The organism is Aeromonas sp. R7-5 (assembly GCF_040908015.1).
Taxonomy (GTDB): Bacteria; Pseudomonadota; Gammaproteobacteria; order Enterobacterales; family Aeromonadaceae; genus Aeromonas; species Aeromonas caviae.
Genome location: NZ_JBFOCZ010000010.1, coordinates 38,264 through 59,054, shown reverse-complemented (window position 1 = coordinate 59,054; position 20,791 = coordinate 38,264). Strand labels below are relative to the sequence as shown.

Genomic DNA, 20,791 nt, shown 5'->3' with positions numbered 1-20,791 from the left:
CGGAGACGTTTTCATGCCGCAGTTTTTCATTCATCGCCCGGTGTTTGCCTGGGTGATCGCCCTCTTCATCGTGCTGGCGGGGGTCATCGCCATCCCCAAGCTGCCCATCTCCCGCTACCCCTCGGTGGCGCCGGTGTCGGTGACCCTCTATGCCACCTATCCGGGCGCCACGCCGCAGACCCTGAATGATGCGGTGGTGAGCCTGATCGAGCGCGAGCTGTCTGGGGTCAAGAACCTGCTCTACTTCGAGTCATCGGTAGATGCCTCCGGCAGCGCGCAGATCACCGCCACCTTCAAGCCGGGCACCGATCCGGAGCTGGCCCAGATGGACGTGCAAAACCGCATCAAGGCGGTCGAGCCTCGCTTGCCACAGGCGGTGCGGCAAACCGGCCTGCAGGTGGAGTCCGCCTCGTCCGGCTTTCTGATGATGGTCGGCATGACTTCACCGGATGGCCGCTTCGATGAGGTCGCGCTGAACGACTACATGGCGCGCAATATCGTGCAGGAGCTACGCCGCATCGACGGGGTGGGGCGAGTGCAGCTGTTCGGCGCCGAGCAGGCCATGCGCATCTGGGTGGATCCGGGCAAGCTCGCCGCCTACGGGTTGACCATCAGCGAGGTGGCGCAGGCCATCGAGCAGCAGAACGTGCAGATTGCACCGGGGCGCCTCGGCGACGAACCCGCCCTGCTTGGCCAGCGACTGACGGTTCCCCTCACGGTACAGGGGCAGCTGACCACTCCCGAGGCGTTCGCCGCCATCGTACTGCGGGCAGGTGCCGATGGCGCCAAGCTGGTGCTGGGCGATATCGCCCGGGTCGAGCTGGGGGCGCAATCCTACGCCTTTTCCAACCGCGAGAACGGGGTGGCTGCCACCAGCGCCGCCATCCAGCTCTCCCCCGGCGCCAACGCCGTGCGCACCGCCGATGCGGTACGCACTCGCCTTGCCCAGCTCGCGCCAACCCTGCCGGCGGGCATGGCCTATTCGATCCCCTTTGACTCGGCCCCCTTCGTCAAGGTCTCCATCGACAAGGTGATCCACACCCTGCTGGAAGCCATGGTGCTGGTGTTCCTGGTGATGTTTCTCTTCCTGCAGAACCTGCGCTACACCCTGATCCCGGCCATCGTCGCCCCCATCGCCCTGCTTGGCACCTTCGCGGTGATGCTGCTGGCCGGTTTTTCGATCAACTCCCTGACCATGTTCGGCATGGTGCTGGCCATCGGCATCATCGTCGACGACGCCATCGTGGTGGTGGAGAACGTCGAGCGCCTGATGGCCACCCAGGGGCTATCGCCCAGGGAGGCGACATCGCGGGCCATGAAGGAGATCACCGGGGCGGTGATCGGCATCACCCTGGTGCTCACGGCGGTGTTCATCCCCATGGCGTTCGGCAGCGGCTCCGTGGGGGTCATCTACCAGCAGTTCACCCTGTCGATGGCGGTCTCGATCCTGATTTCGGCCTTCCTCGCCCTGACCCTGACGCCGGCGCTCTGCGCCACCTTGCTGCGTCCGGTCAGCCCGGATCACCATGAGAAGCGCGGTTTCTTCGGCGCCTTCAACCGGGGCGTCGAGCGGCTCACCGCAGGCTACGGCGTTCGGGTCACCCGGCTGGTCGGGCGCAGCGGACGCATGATGGTCACCTTCGCCGCCCTCTGCGCCGTGCTGGCGATCGCGGCCACCCAGCTGCCCTCCTCCTTTCTGCCGGACGAGGATCAGGGCTACTTCATGACTTCCATCCAGCTGCCGACCGGCGCCACCAGCGAGCGCACCCTGGCCGTCATCAAGGAGTTCGAGGCCCATGTGGCCTCTCGCGAGGCGCTCGACACTAATCTGGTAGTGCAAGGCTTCAGCTTCTCCGGCGCCGGCCCCAATGCGGCCATGGCCTTCACCATGCTCAAAGACTGGGACCAGCGCCATGGTGCCACGGCCGCCGAAGAGGCAGAGCTGGCACAGGCCGCCATGGCCAACAGCAAGGAAGGTACTGTGATGAGCCTGCTGCCGCCCGCCATCGACGAACTGGGCACCTCTTCGGGTTTCACGCTCTTCCTGCAAGACAGGGCCAACCAGGGGGAGGCCGCGCTGCTGGCCGCCCAGGCGCAACTGCTGGCACTGGCGGCCCAAAGCGAAGTGGTGAGCGATGTCTATCCCGACAGCCTGCCCCCCGGCGAGAGCATTCACCTCGAGATCAACCGGCAGAAGGCCGAGGCCATGGGGCTCTCGTTCACCAGCGTGAGCAGCACCCTGTCGGCGGCAATGGGGTCGCTCTACATCAACGACTTCCCCAATGGCGGACACATGCAGCAGGTCATTCTGCAGGCCGACGCCAAGGCGCGCATGCAGCTCGATGACGTGCTCGGCCTGCGGGTGCGCAATGCCAGCGGCGGCATGGTGCCCCTGCGGGAGGTGGTGACGCCGACCTGGCGCCAGTCGCCGCAACAGATGATGCGCTTCGAGGGCTTCCCCGCCGTGCGTCTCTCCGGGAGTGCCGCCCCCGGGGTTTCCAGTGGCGCCGCGATGGCGGAAATGGATCGCCTGGTGGCGCAATTGCCGCCAGGCTTCGCCCTGGCCTGGACGGGACAGTCGCTGCAGGAGCGCCAGTCGGCGGCCGAGGCCCCCCTGCTGATGCTGCTGTCGGGGCTGGTGGTCTTCCTGGTGCTGGCCGCGCTCTACGAGAGCTGGTCCATTCCGCTCTCCGTGATGCTGGTGGTCCCCCTGGGCCTGCTCGGCGCCGTGGCGGCGGTAATGCTGCGCGGCATGCCCAACGACGTCTTCTTCAAGGTGGGCATGATCACCATCATCGGGCTGTCGGCCAAGAACGCCATCCTCATCGTGGAGTTTGCCCGCCTGTTGCATGGCGAAGGACGCTCGCTGCTTGACGCTGCGGTGACCGCCGCACGCCTGCGTCTGCGCCCCATCCTGATGACGTCGCTCGCCTTCACCCTTGGCGTGGTGCCGCTGATGCTTGCCAGCGGTGCCAGCGCGGAGACCCAGCATGCCATCGGCACCGGCGTGTTCGGCGGCATGATCAGCGGCACCCTGCTGGCCATCTTCTTCGTGCCGGTCTTTTTTGTCTTCGTCATCGGCACCCAGGCGCGCATTCAGGCCTGGCGGGCACAGCGAGCACAGCGAGCACAGCACCGATCATGCTGACCGCTGCGCGGGTTTGCTGGCCCTGGGGAGGCGATGATCATGCAATGCATGCCTGGCACCATTTTGCGTTCCTTCGAAGAGGATGAGCGCGCCATGGTGCCGGGCCTGTGGTTCATGGCCGGTGCTGCGGGGCGACCCTATCGCGGGTTGCCTCTCCAGGATTTGTGACCAGCCCTCCGTCACCGGTGCATCCTTGGTCTTCTCCAAGATGGCGATCTGCTATCTGGCACAGGGGGCTTGCACCATCCCGGGTCGGTGCCAACCCAGCAGGAACCCGGCCTCAGCATCGCTCTGACGGCCGACTCCCTTGGCCTCATCGACTGCATGCTGTCTGCCATCACCAGTCAAGGCTGGACACTCCTGGTGCCTGAACCGCTGGAGAGGCCCCCGCAATGTTGATGACAGCCTGAGTCTCATTCAACACACCATGAAATCGAAGTCAATTTAAGTGTTGCTCAGAAATCGACACATCGCAATCACCTCAGATACATTGCAGATCTACTCCAATACTATCCCTCTGATATTCAGCCTCAAGATAAAAATAAAATAAACGATAAAAAACAACACCATAAACTCTTTTCGTTTAAAGATAACTCTTTCTTGCACATCCCATCAGCTGGTCATCAGGACACGCTTTCTGTGATTTGAAACACAAACTTTGATCATCACAGGGGATAAGCATTGCATTGGAAATCGATTTCAAGAAAATGAAGCCAGCATGATTTGTCTTGGCATCGATTGCATAGCGTCTGTTTGAGTCTTGACGGTTCATCGCGGTGGATATTTTTCCCATTGATTGGAGTGGTCAGTATGAATGCATCAAAAAAAGGACTTTTGGCGTCGTTGATCGCCGCTGCCCTGCTTGGCGGGTGTGGTGGGGCCGATAATATCGACTCGAATAGTGGCAACACCGGTGGTAATAACGGTGGCGACAACGGTGGCACCACGCCCCCTGGCGACAGCACCCTGATCCTGTTCGGGGTCGGTGCCAATGGGGGTACAACCCCCAGCATCCAGTCAGAGAAGGACAACTGGAGCTTGCAACCGGTCACCGCTTCTCCCGTCGCCATGACCAGCATCAGCGCCGTGCTCATCAACAATGCCGGTACCGATGACACCGCCGATGTGCAGGTAGCCGGTGACGGAGATGGCACCTTCATGCTCAAATCCGCCACCCCTCTGAACCTGAGCAAATACGCCTCCGGTTTCATCGAGTTCCAGTTGCGGACCAAGAGCAAGGTGCCGGAAGTGCTCAATGCCTCCATCGACAACGAGTATCCCAACCGCAGCAGCCTGCCCATTGCCAGCGCCCTGACCGGTTCGGGCGACTGGGAAACGCTCACGCTGCCCATCAACTGCATGAAGCCCTTCCCCGGTGCCACGGCCATCAACCTCGCCACTGTGGGCACACCGTTCCACCTGGCCACCAAAGAAGCCTTCAACTACGAAATCACCAACATCAAGTACCTGCTCACCACCTCGGCCAAGCCCGTTGTCGACCCGGTCACCTGTGAAGCGCCTGGCGGCGCTACCGACCCGGGCACAGACCCAGGCACCGACCCGGGAACCGATCCCGGTACCGATCCTGGCACCGATCCAGGTACCAATCCGGACACAGGCTCCGGCGTCAACAATGCCCCCGCGTTGGTGGCCACCGATGCCGCGCTCTACTACTCCGGTGACAAGAGCCAGGCCTTGGACCGCAGCGCCGATTACCCGGCAGCCAGCTTCGGCGGCACCCTGACCGATGAAAACCAGGTCATCACCATGGACCTGCCAGGCAATGGCGCCGCCTTCCTCGGGACCGACAGCGCCAATGGGGATCTCTCCGCCTATCAGGACGGCGCCATGCTGCTCGACCTGAAAGTCTCCAGCTACGGTGACTCCCCCAACATCCAGATCCGCATGGACGGTACCGCAGGCCCGGACTTTGGCACCTTCTTCACCATGGACAGCAACATCGTGCCCGATGACGACACCTGGTACCGATGCATCCTGCCGGTCGCCTCTCTCATTCCGGCGGCCAACACAGGCTCGGTGCAAAAGGCGCTCTACCTGAGCGGGGCCTGGGACTCCATGGCCGGTCTGCGCTTCGCCTTCACCAACGTGGCCCTGAAAACAGCCATCCCGGCAGACTTTGACAGCAATCAGCCCTGCCAGCAGATCAAGTGACAAGGCATTGAATCTTCGAGAAATCGATTGAAAATAATTTTCTACGGATTGGAGCAATAAGATGAAATTGAAGTCACTCGCCTTGTTTGTCGGGGCATGTTGCGGGCTGGCAGTGCCCGCAGTATCGAATGCCGCCGAGAGTTTTGGCTTCCACGGTTATATTCGTGCCGGCTCGATGTTTGACGCCAAGGACAACTTCGCCAAGGCGGGGTACGAATATGAGATGGACAAGACCATGGGGCGCCTGGGCTCCGAGCTGGACAACAGCTGGGAAGCAGGCCTGAACAAATTGTGGGATCTGGGCAGCAACAAGTCGGTCAACATCCACTTCAAGGTGGAGTCCGATGCCGATGGCCTGCAAACCCGTGCCGCGCCTCGCGAAAGCGGTGTGTCAGAAACCTATGTGGAGCTGGGTGGCATCACCCCGACCGGGACCATGTGGGGCGGCCTGCGCTATTACGACCGCGAGAACTACATCTGGACCACCGACTATTTCTACACGGACTACTCGGGAACCGGCGTCGGCATCAAAGCCATGGAGATGGCGGGTGGCAAGTGGGACTTTGCCTATATCAACAGCAACGACACCAGCCACTCCGACCGCGCCAATGGCACTGAAGCCACCATGCACACCCTCCACACCAGCGCCCTCTACGGTGCCTGGGACATGGAGATCGCACTCAAGCAGATGCCCAGCAACGAGTTCACCGGCGACAACAAGCAATATGCGACCAAGGGGGCAGAAGGAACCGTCATCTATTCCCGCGACGACTTCTTCTTCATGCCGGGGGGCTTCTCCAAGTTCATCGCCCAGGCAGGACGTGGGCTGGGTTCAGGGGACTTGCTGGGTGCCAACCTGACCAATACCGCCATGTATCGCAAGGGCTCCCTGTATCAGAAGACACTGCAGGACAAGGCGGATGGCTATAAACCCTACCAGTCCAAGGTGATGGAAGGCGATCAATCCTACCGCCTCTTCCTCTGGGGTGGCTGGTATGGCGCCAATATTCATCTGCTGCCGACCCTCTCCTACCAGTACAACGATTACGAGCTGGGTGGCCATGACTCCTGGTATGCCGCATCTCTGCGCCCGGTATTCCCGATCAATGAGTTCTTCTCCATCCAGACGGAAGTCGGATATGTGAAAAACAACCTGATCATCGACAACGTCGAACGGGGTGGCACCTCTCACAAGGTCAGCATAGTGCCGACCTTCACCGTCAATACCGGCATGGGGCCCTCACCGGAGATCCGCATTCTGACGACCTATGTCGATCACAACAACGAGACCCCCTGGCAGGAAGACCGGGAAGATTTCCTGGTCGGTGTACAGGCGGACATGTGGTGGTAGGTTAGGTCGCGATACTTATCTGCACTATAATCTCGGGTCCCTTGGGGGACCCGCATTGCATACGAGGAAACACGATGAAGGGAACGAAGCAGTGTCTGCCTTTCCTGGTCAGTCTGCTGATGGCCGGATGCGCCGGCATGGGCCCGGAGCATTCGCCAGGATCGGCAGTCTCCGCCCTGCAGCAACAGGTTGAACAAGGTCGGGAACAATTGTCGAACAAGGTGGCGGTCGAGTCGTTCAAGGAACTTCGCTTCCAGTCCCTCGGGCAGGAGAGCCGCTGGGTCGATGTGAGCACCGACAGCCAGGTCTATGCATTTGATTCAGGCAAAAGCTATGTAATGGCCTTCTCGCTGCCCGAAATCAGCCAGGCAACTCGCGTCAAAATAACCATTCCGGTCGACTATACCGTCTTCCTGCCCAGCATCCTGTTGCTGGACGAGCAATACAACGCCGTTCAAACCATTCCCGGTTCCACATTCAGTTATGACGGTCGTTCGTTAATTTCAGGGCAGAACATTCAGGGGGAATTCACCATTCCGGCCCCCATCGGCAGCGCTCGGGCCGCCTATATGGTGATCTATTCCACGGCGAAGGACATGCAGGGCAGTACCCGGCTCAACCCGGACCATCTCCAGCGCGCCATGCAATATGATCGCACCACGGATGTCGCCCGCCTCATCAATGTGGAAGTGCCTCACTCTGCTACCGGACGCCTATATTTGACGCTGGACGCAGAGCCTGCTGAGAATGCGACACAGATCGCAAAAACCATATCGCCCGTGACGGTCTCACCAGATAAATCGTTGGGTGAACTGGATTATTATCAGCATATTCGCACTGCCGTTCAGAGCAAAAACTATGAGCAGGCGCTCGCCTGGGTCAAAGCCGCCGAGCAAGCCGGTTTTACCAAGGCAAAAGAGGTCTTTTTTGCCGCCCAGCAGTAGCATTCCCTCCCCTGGCAAGGCGCATCATCGCTTGTCACCACCAGGGGAAACGGGTATCCTAACTTGCTGATTTATTAAGAAGATATTCATATAACACTGGCCATGACCAGGGGTTTTCACAGTCGAGTACGGAGGGGGGATGTCGAAGTCAGCTCAGGAGAAAAAAGCCACTGTCTATGATATCGCCCGCCGAGCCGGTGTCTCGGCAAGCACTGTATCCCGGATATTGAACGGCTCGGCCAAAGTGGCCGCAGATAAACGTCAGGCGGTGGAAGATGCCATTCAGGAATTGAATTTTCGTCCCAACCTGATGGCGCAATATTTGAAAACGGGTCAGTCCATGACCCTGGGTGTTTTGACCCAACATGTGGAGAGTCCATTTTCCAACGAAATGTTGCGGGGTGTTGAACACACTCTTCAGGGCATGGAGTATGTGCCGCTGATTGTCAGTGGTCACTGGAATGCGGAAGAAGAAGTTGAGCGGTTGCGCCTGCTGGTGGCCCGGCGGGTTGATGGCCTTATTATTTTGACCGGCCACGTCAATCAGCAAACACTGCTCGAGTTTTCCCAGCAAATACCGATTGTGGCAACAGGTCACAATATCATGACCGAGCGGGTACACTCCTTCAGCATCAATAACCGGCTGGGTGGCTACATGGCGACTCGCTATTTATTGGATCTGGGTCATCGTGACATCGCCCATATCGTCGGTTTACCGGATCATAACGATGCCATCGAGCGTCATCATGGCTATCGCCAGGCCCTGGTGAGCGCAGGTATTGAATATGACCCCTCCCTGGTCATCCAGGGGGATTTCGCCGAAGTCGGCGGGCTCAATGCCGTCAAGAAGCTGGTGGAGAGCGGCCGGAAATTCTCCGCCATCTTCTGCGCCAACGATCAGACCTGTTACGGTGCCATTCTGGGGCTCAAGCAGTGCGGCTTGCGGGTGCCTGAGGATGTCTCGCTCATCGGTTTTGACGACCTGCCCTTCTCTACTTATTCCAACCCGCCATTGACCACGGTACGTCAGCCCATCTACGAGATGGGTGTCAAGATGGTCAAGACTCTGTTGGGTTTGATCGAGAACACGGAGCTGAACTCGGACGAACTGCCCGAGTTGAGCATTGTGGTGCGTGATACCACACTGCCGTACAAGGGGTGAACACAGACCGGGGCAGTTCCCTGCGCAGCATCAGATCCCAGCACAGCATCAGCGCAAAGCGGCCTTCGGGCCGTTTTTCTTTTGTCAGCCGCCTGCCCAGCGAATGACTTGCCCCTGCCGCGACTTCCACCTTGACTCTCTGACATAGCACAGAGACCACGCTCAACCTGGCGTCCCTCTTCTGCCGGCCCCTCAATCCGGCCTGGCCCGATGACACCAGCCAAAGCCTGGCAATCACAACCCGATGGACCCGGTCGACCTGAATGAAACAAGGCGCCTGAAGGCGCCTTGGGGAGTGTGCAGATCCCTGCGGGAGCAGGGCCACCGTCAAGGCGCTGCGAAGGGGGATTCCGTCCCAGTGGCCGCGCTGGTTGCCAGCGTGGGGAGAGGCTCGTCCGCTTCACACAGACTGGCTCTTCTCGTGGCCGCCTTCTGGGGGGGATACCAGCTTGCCAACCCCTGCTGGATGCGCGCGGCGGCGGCTTCCGGCGTCATGGTGCCGAGCACCACGGATTGCGATACCTCCGCAAGCTCTGTGGTAAGCGATGGCTCACCCCGGGTGAGGAACTGTGCCCCCAGACGCAAGGTGGAATCGCAGGTATCCCGCCAGCCCATCATGGTGCTCGCCACCGGATCCTTGAGCTCGAAGAAGTGGTTGGAGAGGGAGAAAAAGCCGGGCACCGAATTGGAGAAACGCTCGGCAAAGTCGGCGCTTGCCATCCACTCCACCAGTTTCAGGGCGGCCTCCTTGTTCGGGCTGGCGGCATTGATGCCGATCCCCATGTCGGTGTGATCGGTGAAATAGCAGGTGTCCCCCTCCCGTGCAACGGGGGGCGGGAAGGCACCAAAATTGACCTTGCCGGTGAACTGGGCCAGCGACCAGGAGCCCGCCACTATCATGGCGGCCTTGCCCGCAGCAAAGGCATCCACCGCCTGTGCTTCGGTGGCATCGGCAGGATGGTCCCCTATGTAGGGCCGCCAGCTCGCCAGCTCACGAAACGCCGCCACATAAGGGGCGTCGGTCACTCGCGCCTGACCGTTGATCAGCGCCAGGCGGCCATCTTCCCCATGCCAGTAATTGGGACCGATGTTCTGATAACCAAGCTCGGAGACCACCCAGCTGTCGTGAGCCGCCAGTGCCAGCGGCAGATAGCGGCCATCCTGCTTCACCTTCTCCAGCACGGCGAAGAAGTCGGCACGGGTTCGCGGCGGTGTCAGCCCAAGGGCGTTGAAGATATCGACATTGAAGTAGAAACCCTGGATCACGGAGGCAATGGGCAGGCAGAAGGTCTGGGCCCCGGAGTCGGTCTGCCAGGCGGCCTTGGCAAAGCTCGGGAAGTTCTCCATCCCGGGCAGGTCCGTCAGATCCAGCAGATGCCCCTGCTGGAACAGCCGCAGGGACTGATCATAAGGACGGCAAGTGATGAGATCCCCCGCCTTCCCCGCCGCCAGCCGCTCGGCAAGCTCCCGATCGTAATCCGCCGAGCGCTGCGAATGCAGCTTAAGGGTGATCTCGGGATGGATCGCCTGAAAACGGGGCAGAAACTGCTCCTTCCAGAGCGCCTCGTCATCCACGCGCCAGGTTTCCAGCACCAGCTCCTGGGATACCGCCGCCGTACTCAGCCCCCAGACCAGCAGGGCACTCACAGATTTCCACATCGCCTCTCTCCTACACCTTGAAACGGGCCACCAGACTCTGCTGCTGGCTGGCCAGCCCCGACAACACCTCACCACTGCTCGCCGATACCCGGGACGCCTGCTCGGTCTCGTGAGCCACGTCTGCGATGGCCGCCACGTGCTGGGCCACTCCCTGACTCACCGAAATCTGCTCCGCTGCGGCATAAGCCATGTGATCCGCAATCTCCTTGATGGCCTCCATGCGCGAGGCGATCCCCGCCAGGGCACTCTCGACATCCCGGGTCTGCTGCACACTCTGCTGGGTCTGCTCATGGCTCTGGGCCATCACGCTCGCCACATCGCGGGCGCATCCCTGCAGGTTGTCGATCATCACCTGGATCTCCTGGGTCGCCCCTTGTGAACGGGTAGCCAGCGCCCGCACCTCCTCGGCCACCACGGCAAAGCCCCGCCCGGCCTCCCCGGCACGGGCCGCTTCGATGGCCGCATTGAGGGCCAGCAGGTTGGTCTGTTCAGCCATGCCACGGATCACCTCGAGAATGTTGCCAATGTTGCTGCTGTAGCCTTCGAGCTTGCGGGTGATCGCCATGGCCCCGGCGATGTCGGTCGCCAGTTGCTCGATGCCATCCCGATTGGCCTGCATCAGATGACGTCCGAGCCGGCTCTCGTCATTGGCCTCCCCCACCTCCCGACGAACATGATCGCTCGAGCGCGCCACTTCGGTCGCACTGGTCTCCAGCTCGAAGATGGCGGCCGCCACCTGATCGGTCTGGGCCTTCTGCGCCTGCACCTGCGACATCACCTGCTCGCCGATCTCTGCGGTCTTGCGCGTCTCGCTCACCAGGTACTCAGACCCGGTCTGGACCTCCATCAGAAGCGTTTTGGTGTGGTGGGCCAGCTGGTCGATGGAGTTCGCAACCTCACCAAGCTCGTTCCTGGCGGGGTAGCGAACCCGCAGCGTCATGTCCCCTTGTGCCATCAGACCGAGAACCCGATTGATCCGCACCAGCGGCACCTGGATGCTGCGGGCCGTACTCCAGGCAACAATGAGGGCGATGAGCACGGAACACAGGGCCACCATCACGATCCAGGTGCGGGCGCTGTCAACCGCGACGTCGGCACTCAGCCTGTCCTCCTGCATGCTCTGGTTGCTGATGGCGATAAGCCTGTCCAGGACCTCCCCCAGTTGCTGGCTCTGCGCCTCCTGCTGTTCACGCAAGCCATGGAGTTGCTGGCTGATTTGCTGACGGCGCACCAGGGTGGCAATCAGCCCCTTGTCGCCAAATACCAGCTGGGGAATGCGCGCCACATGGCGGGTGAACCTGGCCTTGACGTCATCGGGGACAACAATCCGCTCCAGACGCTGGTTCGCAATGTCGATGTCTTTGGCCAGCACCCCCTGTAGCGCCACCAGATCCGTGTTGCCGTCGGCACGCAGGATCAGCTTGAGATCCCGTGCAATACCGCTGGTGATGAGCTCCGCCTTGTTCTGCAAAGAGCGCCGACCTGCCGTGTAACGCACCAGCAGGTCCGCCGCCGAACGGTAGTTGTCGTCCAGGTGCAGCAGCTCGCTCCGCATCCGTGCGAGCACCCGTTCCAGCTCGACCGACTCTTCGTGCAGGCTCATCAACTGCTCAGAGATGGTAAACAGCCGGGGGGCCTGGTCGGTGACCCGGGCGAGTTGCCGCTCACTCTCGGTATCGAGTGTCAGGGCCGCGAATGCCTTGATGTTCTGCTCATAGCGGACCTTGTCATGGGCAACACGCTGACGGGACTCGGGGAACGCCGACGTCTCCCGGATGGCGAGATGCGCCAGGCTGTCCCTGTCGGCCATCAGCAACGCGGCGCGCAGCCGGCTGGCGGTCAGGGCCTGAGGCGTCGCCTCCTCGGTCACCTGCTGGAAACGACCGTGAATGGAGGTCGTCTTCAGGTAACTGATGGCCCCGAGCAATAGCAACAGGACCAGCAGCAGCGTAAAGCCCAATCTGATCCGCTGTACGATCGACATCCTTCTCTCCCACCTCTCCCTCCGCATCGGGGCGGAGCCGGTTATCAAGGCACCAGGAGCCCGACAGGCATCCTGGTGCATCTGGCTGACGGCTTATCGACTCAACCTGCCCTGGCAATCGAGCCTGACCACTTCCCCTGAGGCCCCCAGCAGAGAAGCCGGTACCCAGCGTACGGTCGCCATGTCGATGCGTGCCTGTCCACTGGTGCCCAGGATGAAGGGGGTATTCACCTTCGCGAAGTCCATGCCCTCTTCGAGGCAGCGCAGGGGCAGACTCAGGGTCACCCACTTCTGCGGGGGCAACTGGCGCAAGGTCGGAGCAATCTCGATGGACTTGCCGCAGGGCCAGCCACACTGCAGCCCCAGCGTCATGTCCCCCGCTGGCGCCTGCTGCACCCGCAGCGTCACCTGCAGCTCGCTCTCTCCCTTCAGGTAGGTGCGACGATCCGCCCCCTTGACCTGGGTGGTCTGCAACTGGATCGTGGCCCCGGAGTCGACACCCGGCTTGTTCGCCCCGAGGAAGGTGACCGCTCGCGCATCCTGCTGGCGCAGGTAGTCGATGGGCTGAACCTTGATGAAGGTCATCTCGGTCACGCTGTTGCCGGAGACTTCAGTCCCCGTCCAGTTGCTGGCATCCCCCATGCGCAGACGATGTTCTTCACCCGCCTTTGGCCCGAACAGCTCGAGCACCTTGTCAGCGGCGGTCAGTTTGGCGGGGTCGCTCTCGTTGCAGCCGAAGGTACGTTTATCCAGGGTCAGGGTATTGAGGTTGCTGACCCGGGCCGCCACAGGGGAAGGCTTGCCGTAGCTGAGCCCGTAGCCATAGGGGAAGAGCGGTGCGTACTCACCCGCAGGATCCTGCTCGAAGGCTGGACGCTGCCAGCCCGGGATATGGGTGGGCGTGCGATTGATGGTGGTGGCGCACTTGCTGAAGGGCCACGAGAAGGAGAGGCGTCCCTGGAAGTCATGGGCCACCTTGCCCTTGGCATCCCTGAACAGCAGATCGGTGATCCCCTCCCCCTCGGTGCCCGGCAGCCAGGCGGCGACAAAGGCGGAAGAGAGATTGAGCTCCTCATTGACGTAGAGCGGACGTCCGGAGAAAAGCACGGTCACCACGGGGATGCCGGCCGCCTTCAGCCGCTTGAGGGTCAACAGGTCCTCATGATAGCTGCTCTTGAGATCCCCATAGGCAAGGGTCTTGTTGTCAGGAATGTCGCCGAACCACTCGGCATAGGGATCCTCCCCCATGACCAGGATGGCGACATCGGGCTTGGCTCCCGCAAACTCACCGGATCCCGTGCTCACCTGCACATGATCCGCACCGACGGTGGCGGTCACCGCATCCAGCACGCTCTGGGCACCGGGGAAATCACCGCGCCCGTTTTCGCTGCCTTGCCAGGTCAGGCTCCAGCCCCCCACCTGCTTGCCCAGATCATTGGCGGCGCTCCCAGCCACCAGCACCCGGCTCTGCCGGCTCAGGGGCAGGATCCTGCCCTCGTTCTTGAGCAGCACCAGCGACTTGCGTACCGCCTCCCGGGCCAGCGCCTTGTGCGTCACGGCACCAAGTTCACCCTGCTTGCCCGCCAGCTCACGGGCCGATGGCATGGGTTTCTCCCACAGCCCGGCCCGCATCTTGACCCGCAGGATACGCGTCACGGCATCGTCGATCCGGCTTATCGGGATCTGCCGGCTCGCCACGCCATCGAGCAGGCTCTGGCGAAACTCCATCCAGTCCTTGCGCGCCGTGACCATGAAGATGTCGACCCCGGCCAGCACCGCAGGCAGGCAGCTCCCCATGGTGCAACCGGCGATCTCGCTGTGACCGTTCCAATCAGAGACGACAAGGCCATCAAAGCCCATCTTGCCCTTGAGCACGTCGGTCAGCAGATAGCGGCTGCCGTGCAGCTTGCCGTTGTACTCAACCCCGTCTTCTGGCAGCACGTCGCGGTTGAGCTCGTTGTGCCAGCTGTTGAACGAAGCCATGACCACCTGGGCACCGGCATCCAGCCCCGAGAAGTAGCCCACCGCGTGCAGGTTGCGCAGGTCCTCTTCCGAATAGAAGTTCTGACCCCGGTCGACCCCGTTCAGGGTACCGCCGTCCCCCACGAAGTGTTTCACGTTCGAGATGACATGGCGCTGGCCGCGCAGATCCGTCGCGGAACCTTGCAGGCCACGCACCATCTCGCCGGCATAGTGATAGACGATGGCGGGATCTTCGGAATAGCCCTCATAGGTCCGGCCCCAGCGATCATCCCTGGGCACCGCCACCGTCGGGGCGAAGGTCCAATCCAGCCCGGTGGCGGCCACTTCCCGCGCCGTCACCTGGCCGATACGGTAGATGAGATCCGGATCCCGCGCCGCCCCCAGGCCGATATTGTGCGGGAACAGGGTCGCCGCGAAGACGTTGTTGTGGCCGTGCACCGCATCGGTCGCCCACATGAAGGGGATGCGATACCCCCTGCCCTCAAAGCCCGCTTCCGCCGCCTGCCAATAGGTGTCGGCCTGGTGTGCCCAGTCCTGGGCCGACGCGTGTTTGTTGTTGCCGGGCCAGCCCCCCCCCCCGTTGAGGACGGAGCCAATCTTGTAGCGCGTCACCTCCTCAGGTGTCACTTCACGAAAGTCGGGCTGGATCATCTGGCCCACCTTCTCCTCCAGGGTCATCCGGGAGAGCAGAGCCTGGATCTGGCGCTCCATCCCCTCGTCCCTGGCAATGGCGCTGTGGATCTGCGGCCAGGTGGAAAAATAGGGCATGGTCGACAACTCATCCGCCATCCCGGCACTCCAGATGCCGCACCCCACGAATAGGCAGGTCATAGACCTGGTGAGACCTGTAGTTTTACGCATTTTCCTTATGACTCTCCGGATGTTCTCGTTCATCGCCTGGACTCATCGTTCATGGCGAGTCGTCTTGAAAAACAGTCAAATTTGAAATCGATTGCAAGAATATTAAATGGTAAACAGAAATCTCTTCGTCATTCCAGCAGTATCTTTGTCATGCCATGACAAAGATCCCGCTGAAAGAGAAAATAGTGATGCAACTCACAAACTCGGGGGCGTGCCTCATCAGCAGAATACCCAGGAAGGAACAGAGAGAACGGGTAGACTCATGTCAGAAAAATCAACAAAATAAAATTAAAACAATAATTTAAATGCAATCTATCACATTAATTTGCCGCATGAGCTGCCTGGAACGACACCGATATGGCCAAACGGCTGGGGAGTCAGAGGAATGTTGAAAGGATTCAATGGAATTCAATTCAAGTGCATGAATATATCAATAAACGAAAATTTGCCGTCTCCATCACATTTCATAAAAGCAAACTTGATCTGCCAAAAAATTTACTGTTACCTGAATCGTGAAATCGATTTCCACTCAAGGATTGTGTGTGAATCTTGACAGTGAAATGCGGGCCGCAGGATGACTCGGTCATTTTCTGCGTGAGTGCGAAAATCGACGCCATTATTTCCGTCTGTGATCAAAGGGGTAACAATGAAAACATCTCGGCTTAGTGCCCTGACGCTTGCCATGTCTTGCGTCATTGGCTTGCATGGCTGCTCACTGCCCAGTGCAGGAGCATCTGGTTCAGCTACCTCCTCGGCATCTGCCGGACCTGTGGGTGAATTGCTGACCAATGGGGGCTTCCAGGGAACCGATGGATGGTGGACGGCCGGGGGGACCCTGAACGCCGAGAACCAGATGGGTTGTATCACCTTCACCGAGTCGGGCTCCAATCCCTGGGATGTCATCCTGGGTCAGTCCAATCTCGGCCTAGTGCAGGGGCAAACCTACAAACTCCATTTCACTGCCATGGCCAAGAGCGACATCAACGTCAAGGCCCTGATCCAGCATGATGGCGCCCCCTACACCAACTACATGGTGCAGGACCTCGCCCTCGGCAGCACGCCCAAACCGTTCGATATTCAGTTCACACCTTCTGCCACTGACGAGAAGACCCAGTTCCAACTTCAGATGGGCACCCAGACACCGACCACTGTCTGTATCGGTGAAGCCACGCTATCAGGCCCCTCCTTGATCAAGAAATCGGAGCTGGGCAGCGTGCGCGTCAACCAGGTCGGCTATCTCAGCAAGGCTCTGAAACGGGCGACCATCGCCACCGACAGCAAGGACGCGCTCCCCTGGACCCTGCGCAATGCCCAGGGTGAGACCATCGCGGAAGGCAAGACCACGCCCTTTGGCCTGAATGCCGCATCCGGCGAGAACGTACAGATTGCCGACTTCAGTCAGGTCACCACCCCGGGCACCGGCCTGGTACTGGAGGTCGCCGGCCAGAAGAGTCATCCGTTCAGCATCGGCGATGACATCTATCACACCATGAAATTCGATGCCCTCTCCTTCTTCTATCAGCAGCGTAGCGGCATCGACATCGAAGCCAAATATGTCCAGCGCCCCGACCTTGCTCGCCCGGCAGGACACAAGCCCGAGAACGTAACCTGCTTCAACAAGCAGGACGCCAAGGGCAACCAGTGGCCTGGCTGTGGCTTCACGCTGGATGTGACCGGCGGCTGGTACGACGCCGGCGATCAGGGCAAGTACGTGGTCAACGGGGGGATCTCGGTATGGACCTTGATGAACCTTTATGAACGGGAGCAGCTGGCGAAAGAGGGTGACAAGAGCGCCTTTGCCGACGGCAAGGTCAAGATCCCGGAACAGCACAACGGCTACAACGATCTGCTGGACGAGTCCCGCTGGATGATGGAGTTCTTCCTCGCCATGCAGGTGCCCGAAGGCAAGAAGGCCTGGGTGCCGGTAGGCGATCAGTCCAAGCAGCTCGACAGCCTGAAACTGACCGAGATCGATGCCTCCGGCATGGTCTTCCACAAGGTCGCCGACGAAGCCTGGACCGGGATGCCGCTCCCGCCCCACAAGGATCCACAACCCCGTTTCCTGAGCCACCCCAGCACGGCTGCGACTCTGAACCTGGCGGCCACCGCCGCCCAGTCTGCTCGCGTATGGAAGGATCTGGATCCGGCCTTCGCACAGCGCAGCCTGCAGGCAGCGGAACGAGCCTGGAAGGCGGCCAACCGCCATCCGGACGTCTATGCCTATGACAACTTTGTGGGATCCGGCCCCTATGATGACACCAACCTGAAGGACGAATTCTACTGGGCTGCCGCCGAGCTGTTTGCCACCACCGGCAAAGCCGAGTACAAGCAGGCCGTCCAGCAGTCCCCTCTCTATCTGGCCGCCCCCAAGGGGGATCGCAGCGCAAGTGGTGATCTCTACTGGCAGGATCTCAGCAGCGCAGGGACCATCACGCTGGCCATGGTGCCTAACAAACTGGGCAATCAGGAAGTGGAGAAGGCACGCGCCGCTATCATCGCCGCAGCTGACGGCTACCAGAAGAGCGTGGCGACGGAGGGCTACCTTATCCCCTATCAGGCTACCGAATACCCCTGGGGCTCCAACTCCAACCTGATGAACCGCAGCATCTTCCTCGGGTTGGCCCATGACTTCACGGGAGAGCGCAAATACCTGCAGGCCATGTCCGATGCCATGGACTATGTGCTCGGCCGCAACCCCCTCGACCAGTCCTATGTGTCGGGCTACGGCAGCCGTCCGCTGAAGAATCCGCACCACAGGTTCTGGGCTCACCCCATCGACCCCGCGTCTCCCCTGGTTCCGCCAGGTGTACTCTCGGGCGGGCCGAACTCCATCAACTTCAGCGATCCCGTTGCCTCCACCCTCAAGGGCAAGTGTACCGGCCAGACCTGCTGGAAAGATGAGATTGGTGCCTGGACACTGAACGAGGTCACCGTCAACTGGAATGCCCCCTTCTTCTGGACGGTCAGCGTACTGGATGAAGGTGGATTGACCCGCTGATCACCCTTCCAATGCTCCGTCCCCGTGACGGAGCATTGTTTTACTCCCCTGCCGACCTTGCCCAGGACAGCTCCCGCACCGGTCGCCGCCCTCCGCTTTACGTTTTCCGTTCCCCTTTTCCCTTTTCCCTTTTCCCTCATCATTCAGAGGCTGACGGCAGCAGAACCCTCTCTTATCGATCATTTCATCTGACCGCACCTTCGCAACCCTGCTTTTTACATGTCCGTCTCTTGGCCACCTTATTTGCGCATCCACTTGATCCCTCATTTGCCATCAGATCTGCTGACGCCATCTGGACATCGCCCGCTCCCCGCCTCTTCTACAGTGCCCCGCGCGCGAAGCAGGCGGGACAGCAGAATACCCGGCTCCTGAATCGGGTTTCGTGACCCTCAGCGAGCACCACAAGGCAACCCAGGCTGAGCCCGCCATCTGAGCAAGACACTGTACAGAGCCCCTTAGCCGCCACCATGACACCCTGCCACCAGGGGGTGAAGGAGCACGGCAATGGGCTCGGTTATCCGGGGTTGCTGGCATGGGCGCCGGATCGGCACCATGCAGAAAGCGCCCCCTGCATCATGCAGGGGTCCAGGAGCAGCATGAAAACCACGACAAATTTGAAATCGATATTTCAACAATCCAAGTCGAGCAAACATGGCGAAAGCCACATCACAAAAACAACGATAAATTACTGATAAGTAACGACATTTCACCTTCACCTCCTTATATCAAACATCCATCAAGTGATCGCGATCACAATTACAAAACCTGATTTGTGAAATCGATTTCCCGCTTTGTTGCATCGATCTATAGTGAGCCCAGCTTAATAACTGAGGAATGATCATGAAAAAAATCATGTTGTGCTGCTCTGCCGGGATGTCCACCAGCCTGCTGGTGAAAAAAATGCTGGTAGAAGCCGAAAAACGGGGCCTGGCTGCCGAGATCAAGGCTTTTGGCGCATCGGAGTTCGATGACCAGATGCCCCATTACCAGGTGGTCTTGCTGGGACCGCAGATCAAGTACATGCAACCGGAGTTGCAAGCCAAGGCGGCGGCTCACGGCATCAAGGTACAACCTATCGACATGATGGATTACGGCATGCAGCGCGGCGACAAGGTGCTGGACTACGCCCTCTCCCTGATTGGTTAAGCGTGCTCACAAGGAAGGACACACACTATGAGTTCACTCTATGGGATGCTGGTCAAGTTGATCGAACAACGGATCGGCCCATTGGCAGGAAAACTGGGTCAGCAACGCTATGTTCTGGCCATCCGTGACGGTTTTATTGCCGCGCTGCCGTTCATGATCGTCGGCAGCTTCATGCTGGTCTTCATCTTCCCACCCATCTCCAGCGAAACCACCTGGGGCTTTGCCAGAGCCTGGCTCGATTTTTCCAACACCTATCGTGCCGAACTCATGTTGCCCTTCAACATGAGCATGGGGCTGATGACGGTCTTCATTTCGGTGGGCGTCGCATCCAGCCTGGCCAAGCAATACTCCCTGGACCCCATCACCACAGGTCTACTCTCCCTGATGTCGTTCATGCTGGTGGCGGCGCAATATAAAGACGGCACCATCTCCACCCAGTATTTCTCCGGTCAGGGCATCTTTACCGCTCTTATTTGCGCCATCTATTCGACCGAGGTCTACGCCTGGCTCAAGCGCAACAACATCACCATCCGTCTGCCCGAGCAGGTGCCGATGGGTGTGGCGCGGTCCTTCGAGGTGCTGATCCCGGTCCTGGCGATTATCCTGACCCTGCACCCCTTCAACATGCTGCTGCAGGAAACCACTGGCATGATCCTGCCCGAGGCGATCATGTCCATGCTCAAACCGCTGGTGGCGGCTTCCGACAGCCTGCCTGCCGTCTTGCTGGCGGTGCTGTTGTGCCAGATCCTCTGGTTTGCCGGTATCCACGGCACCATGATCGTCACCGGCATCATGAACCCCTTCTGGATGGCAAACCTGGCCAGCAACCAGGCCGCATTGGCCGCAGGTCAGGCCATTCCCCACACCTTCCTGCCCGGTTTCTGGGATCATTTCCTCTTTATCGGCGGCGTGGGCTCCACCTTGCCACTGGCATTCCTGCTGATGCGCAGTCGTGCCGTGCACCTGCGCACCATAGGGCGAATGGGCGTGGTCCCCGGGTTCTTCAACATCAACGAGCCGATCCTGTTTGGTGCTCCCATCATCATGAACCCGGTCTTCTTCCTGCCCTTCATCCTGGTGCCGGTGATCAACGCCATCCTGGCCTGGTTCGCGGTGGATCTGGGTCTGGTTGAGAAGGTCGTGATGCTGACCGCATGGACCACGCCGGCCCCCATCGGCGCCTCCTGGGCGACCAACTGGGCCTTCAGTCCGGTCATCATGTGCTTCATCTGCATGGGGATCTCCGCCCTGATGTATTACCCCTTCGTGCGGGCTTACGAACGCACCCTGCTCAAGCAGGAAGCCGAGACGGCTGAAGCGGAAGAAGCGGCCAGATCAGAAAAAGCAGACACAATCACACCGATTCAGAGTCAGGCGTAAGCG

11 protein-coding genes are annotated in these 20,791 nt (G+C 60.2%); 8 read left to right on the top strand and 3 right to left on the bottom strand.

Features of this window, described 5'->3' with window-relative positions:
- Nucleotides 1-13: 13 nt before the first annotated feature.
- From AB5Y53_RS03690 to AB5Y53_RS03670, 5 genes are all read left to right on the top strand, one after another.
- Nucleotides 14-3,148, top strand: a complete 3,135-nt coding sequence (locus AB5Y53_RS03690) for a multidrug efflux RND transporter permease subunit (RefSeq protein ID WP_368181143.1) — start codon at nt 14-16, stop codon at nt 3,146-3,148.
- 810 nt (nt 3,149-3,958) lie between these two features.
- On the top strand, nt 3,959-5,320 hold the full coding sequence (locus tag AB5Y53_RS03685) for a putative glycoside hydrolase (protein ID WP_139127908.1): 1,362 nt from the start codon (nt 3,959-3,961) through the stop codon (nt 5,318-5,320).
- A 61-nt stretch (nt 5,321-5,381) separates the two neighbouring features.
- Entirely contained in the window at nt 5,382-6,671 is a 1,290-nt protein-coding gene (locus AB5Y53_RS03680; RefSeq protein WP_039041336.1) for a carbohydrate porin, read from the top strand.
- A gap of 74 nt (nt 6,672-6,745) precedes the next feature.
- A complete protein-coding gene (locus AB5Y53_RS03675) occupies nt 6,746-7,615 on the top strand; it encodes a MalM family protein (RefSeq protein ID WP_368181142.1) in 870 nt (289 codons plus the stop codon).
- A 139-nt stretch (nt 7,616-7,754) separates the two neighbouring features.
- Nucleotides 7,755-8,777: a LacI family DNA-binding transcriptional regulator gene (locus AB5Y53_RS03670; protein ID WP_041201452.1), complete on the top strand. Its 1,023-nt coding sequence runs from the start codon at nt 7,755-7,757 to the stop codon at nt 8,775-8,777.
- A 327-nt stretch (nt 8,778-9,104) separates the two neighbouring features.
- Here the strand turns inward: AB5Y53_RS03670 and AB5Y53_RS03665 are convergent, their stop codons facing one another.
- From AB5Y53_RS03665 to AB5Y53_RS03655, 3 genes are all read right to left on the bottom strand, one after another.
- Entirely contained in the window at nt 9,105-10,436 is a 1,332-nt protein-coding gene (locus tag AB5Y53_RS03665) for an ABC transporter substrate-binding protein (protein WP_103244411.1), read from the bottom strand.
- A gap of 10 nt (nt 10,437-10,446) precedes the next feature.
- The gene (locus AB5Y53_RS03660) at nt 10,447-12,420 is read right to left on the bottom strand and encodes a methyl-accepting chemotaxis protein (RefSeq protein WP_368181141.1); all 1,974 of its coding nucleotides are present in this window, start codon (nt 12,418-12,420) and stop codon (nt 10,447-10,449) included.
- A 93-nt stretch (nt 12,421-12,513) separates the two neighbouring features.
- Entirely contained in the window at nt 12,514-15,192 is a 2,679-nt protein-coding gene (locus AB5Y53_RS03655) for a glycoside hydrolase family 3 N-terminal domain-containing protein (protein WP_368181140.1), read from the bottom strand.
- A gap of 718 nt (nt 15,193-15,910) precedes the next feature.
- Between AB5Y53_RS03655 and AB5Y53_RS03650 the strand changes: the two genes are divergently transcribed.
- The 3 genes from AB5Y53_RS03650 (at nt 15,911) to AB5Y53_RS03640 (ending at nt 20,788) form a co-directional block, all read left to right on the top strand.
- Complete coding sequence (locus tag AB5Y53_RS03650; protein ID WP_368181139.1) at nt 15,911-18,262, top strand: glycoside hydrolase family 9 protein; 2,352 nt, start codon at nt 15,911-15,913, stop codon at nt 18,260-18,262.
- Between the two features lie 840 nt (nt 18,263-19,102).
- Nucleotides 19,103-19,408, top strand: coding sequence for a PTS sugar transporter subunit IIB (locus AB5Y53_RS03645; protein ID WP_010673339.1), 306 nt, complete (start codon nt 19,103-19,105; stop codon nt 19,406-19,408).
- Between the two features lie 27 nt (nt 19,409-19,435).
- Entirely contained in the window at nt 19,436-20,788 is a 1,353-nt protein-coding gene (locus tag AB5Y53_RS03640; protein ID WP_010673338.1) for a PTS cellobiose transporter subunit IIC, read from the top strand.
- Nucleotides 20,789-20,791 lie beyond the last annotated feature (3 nt).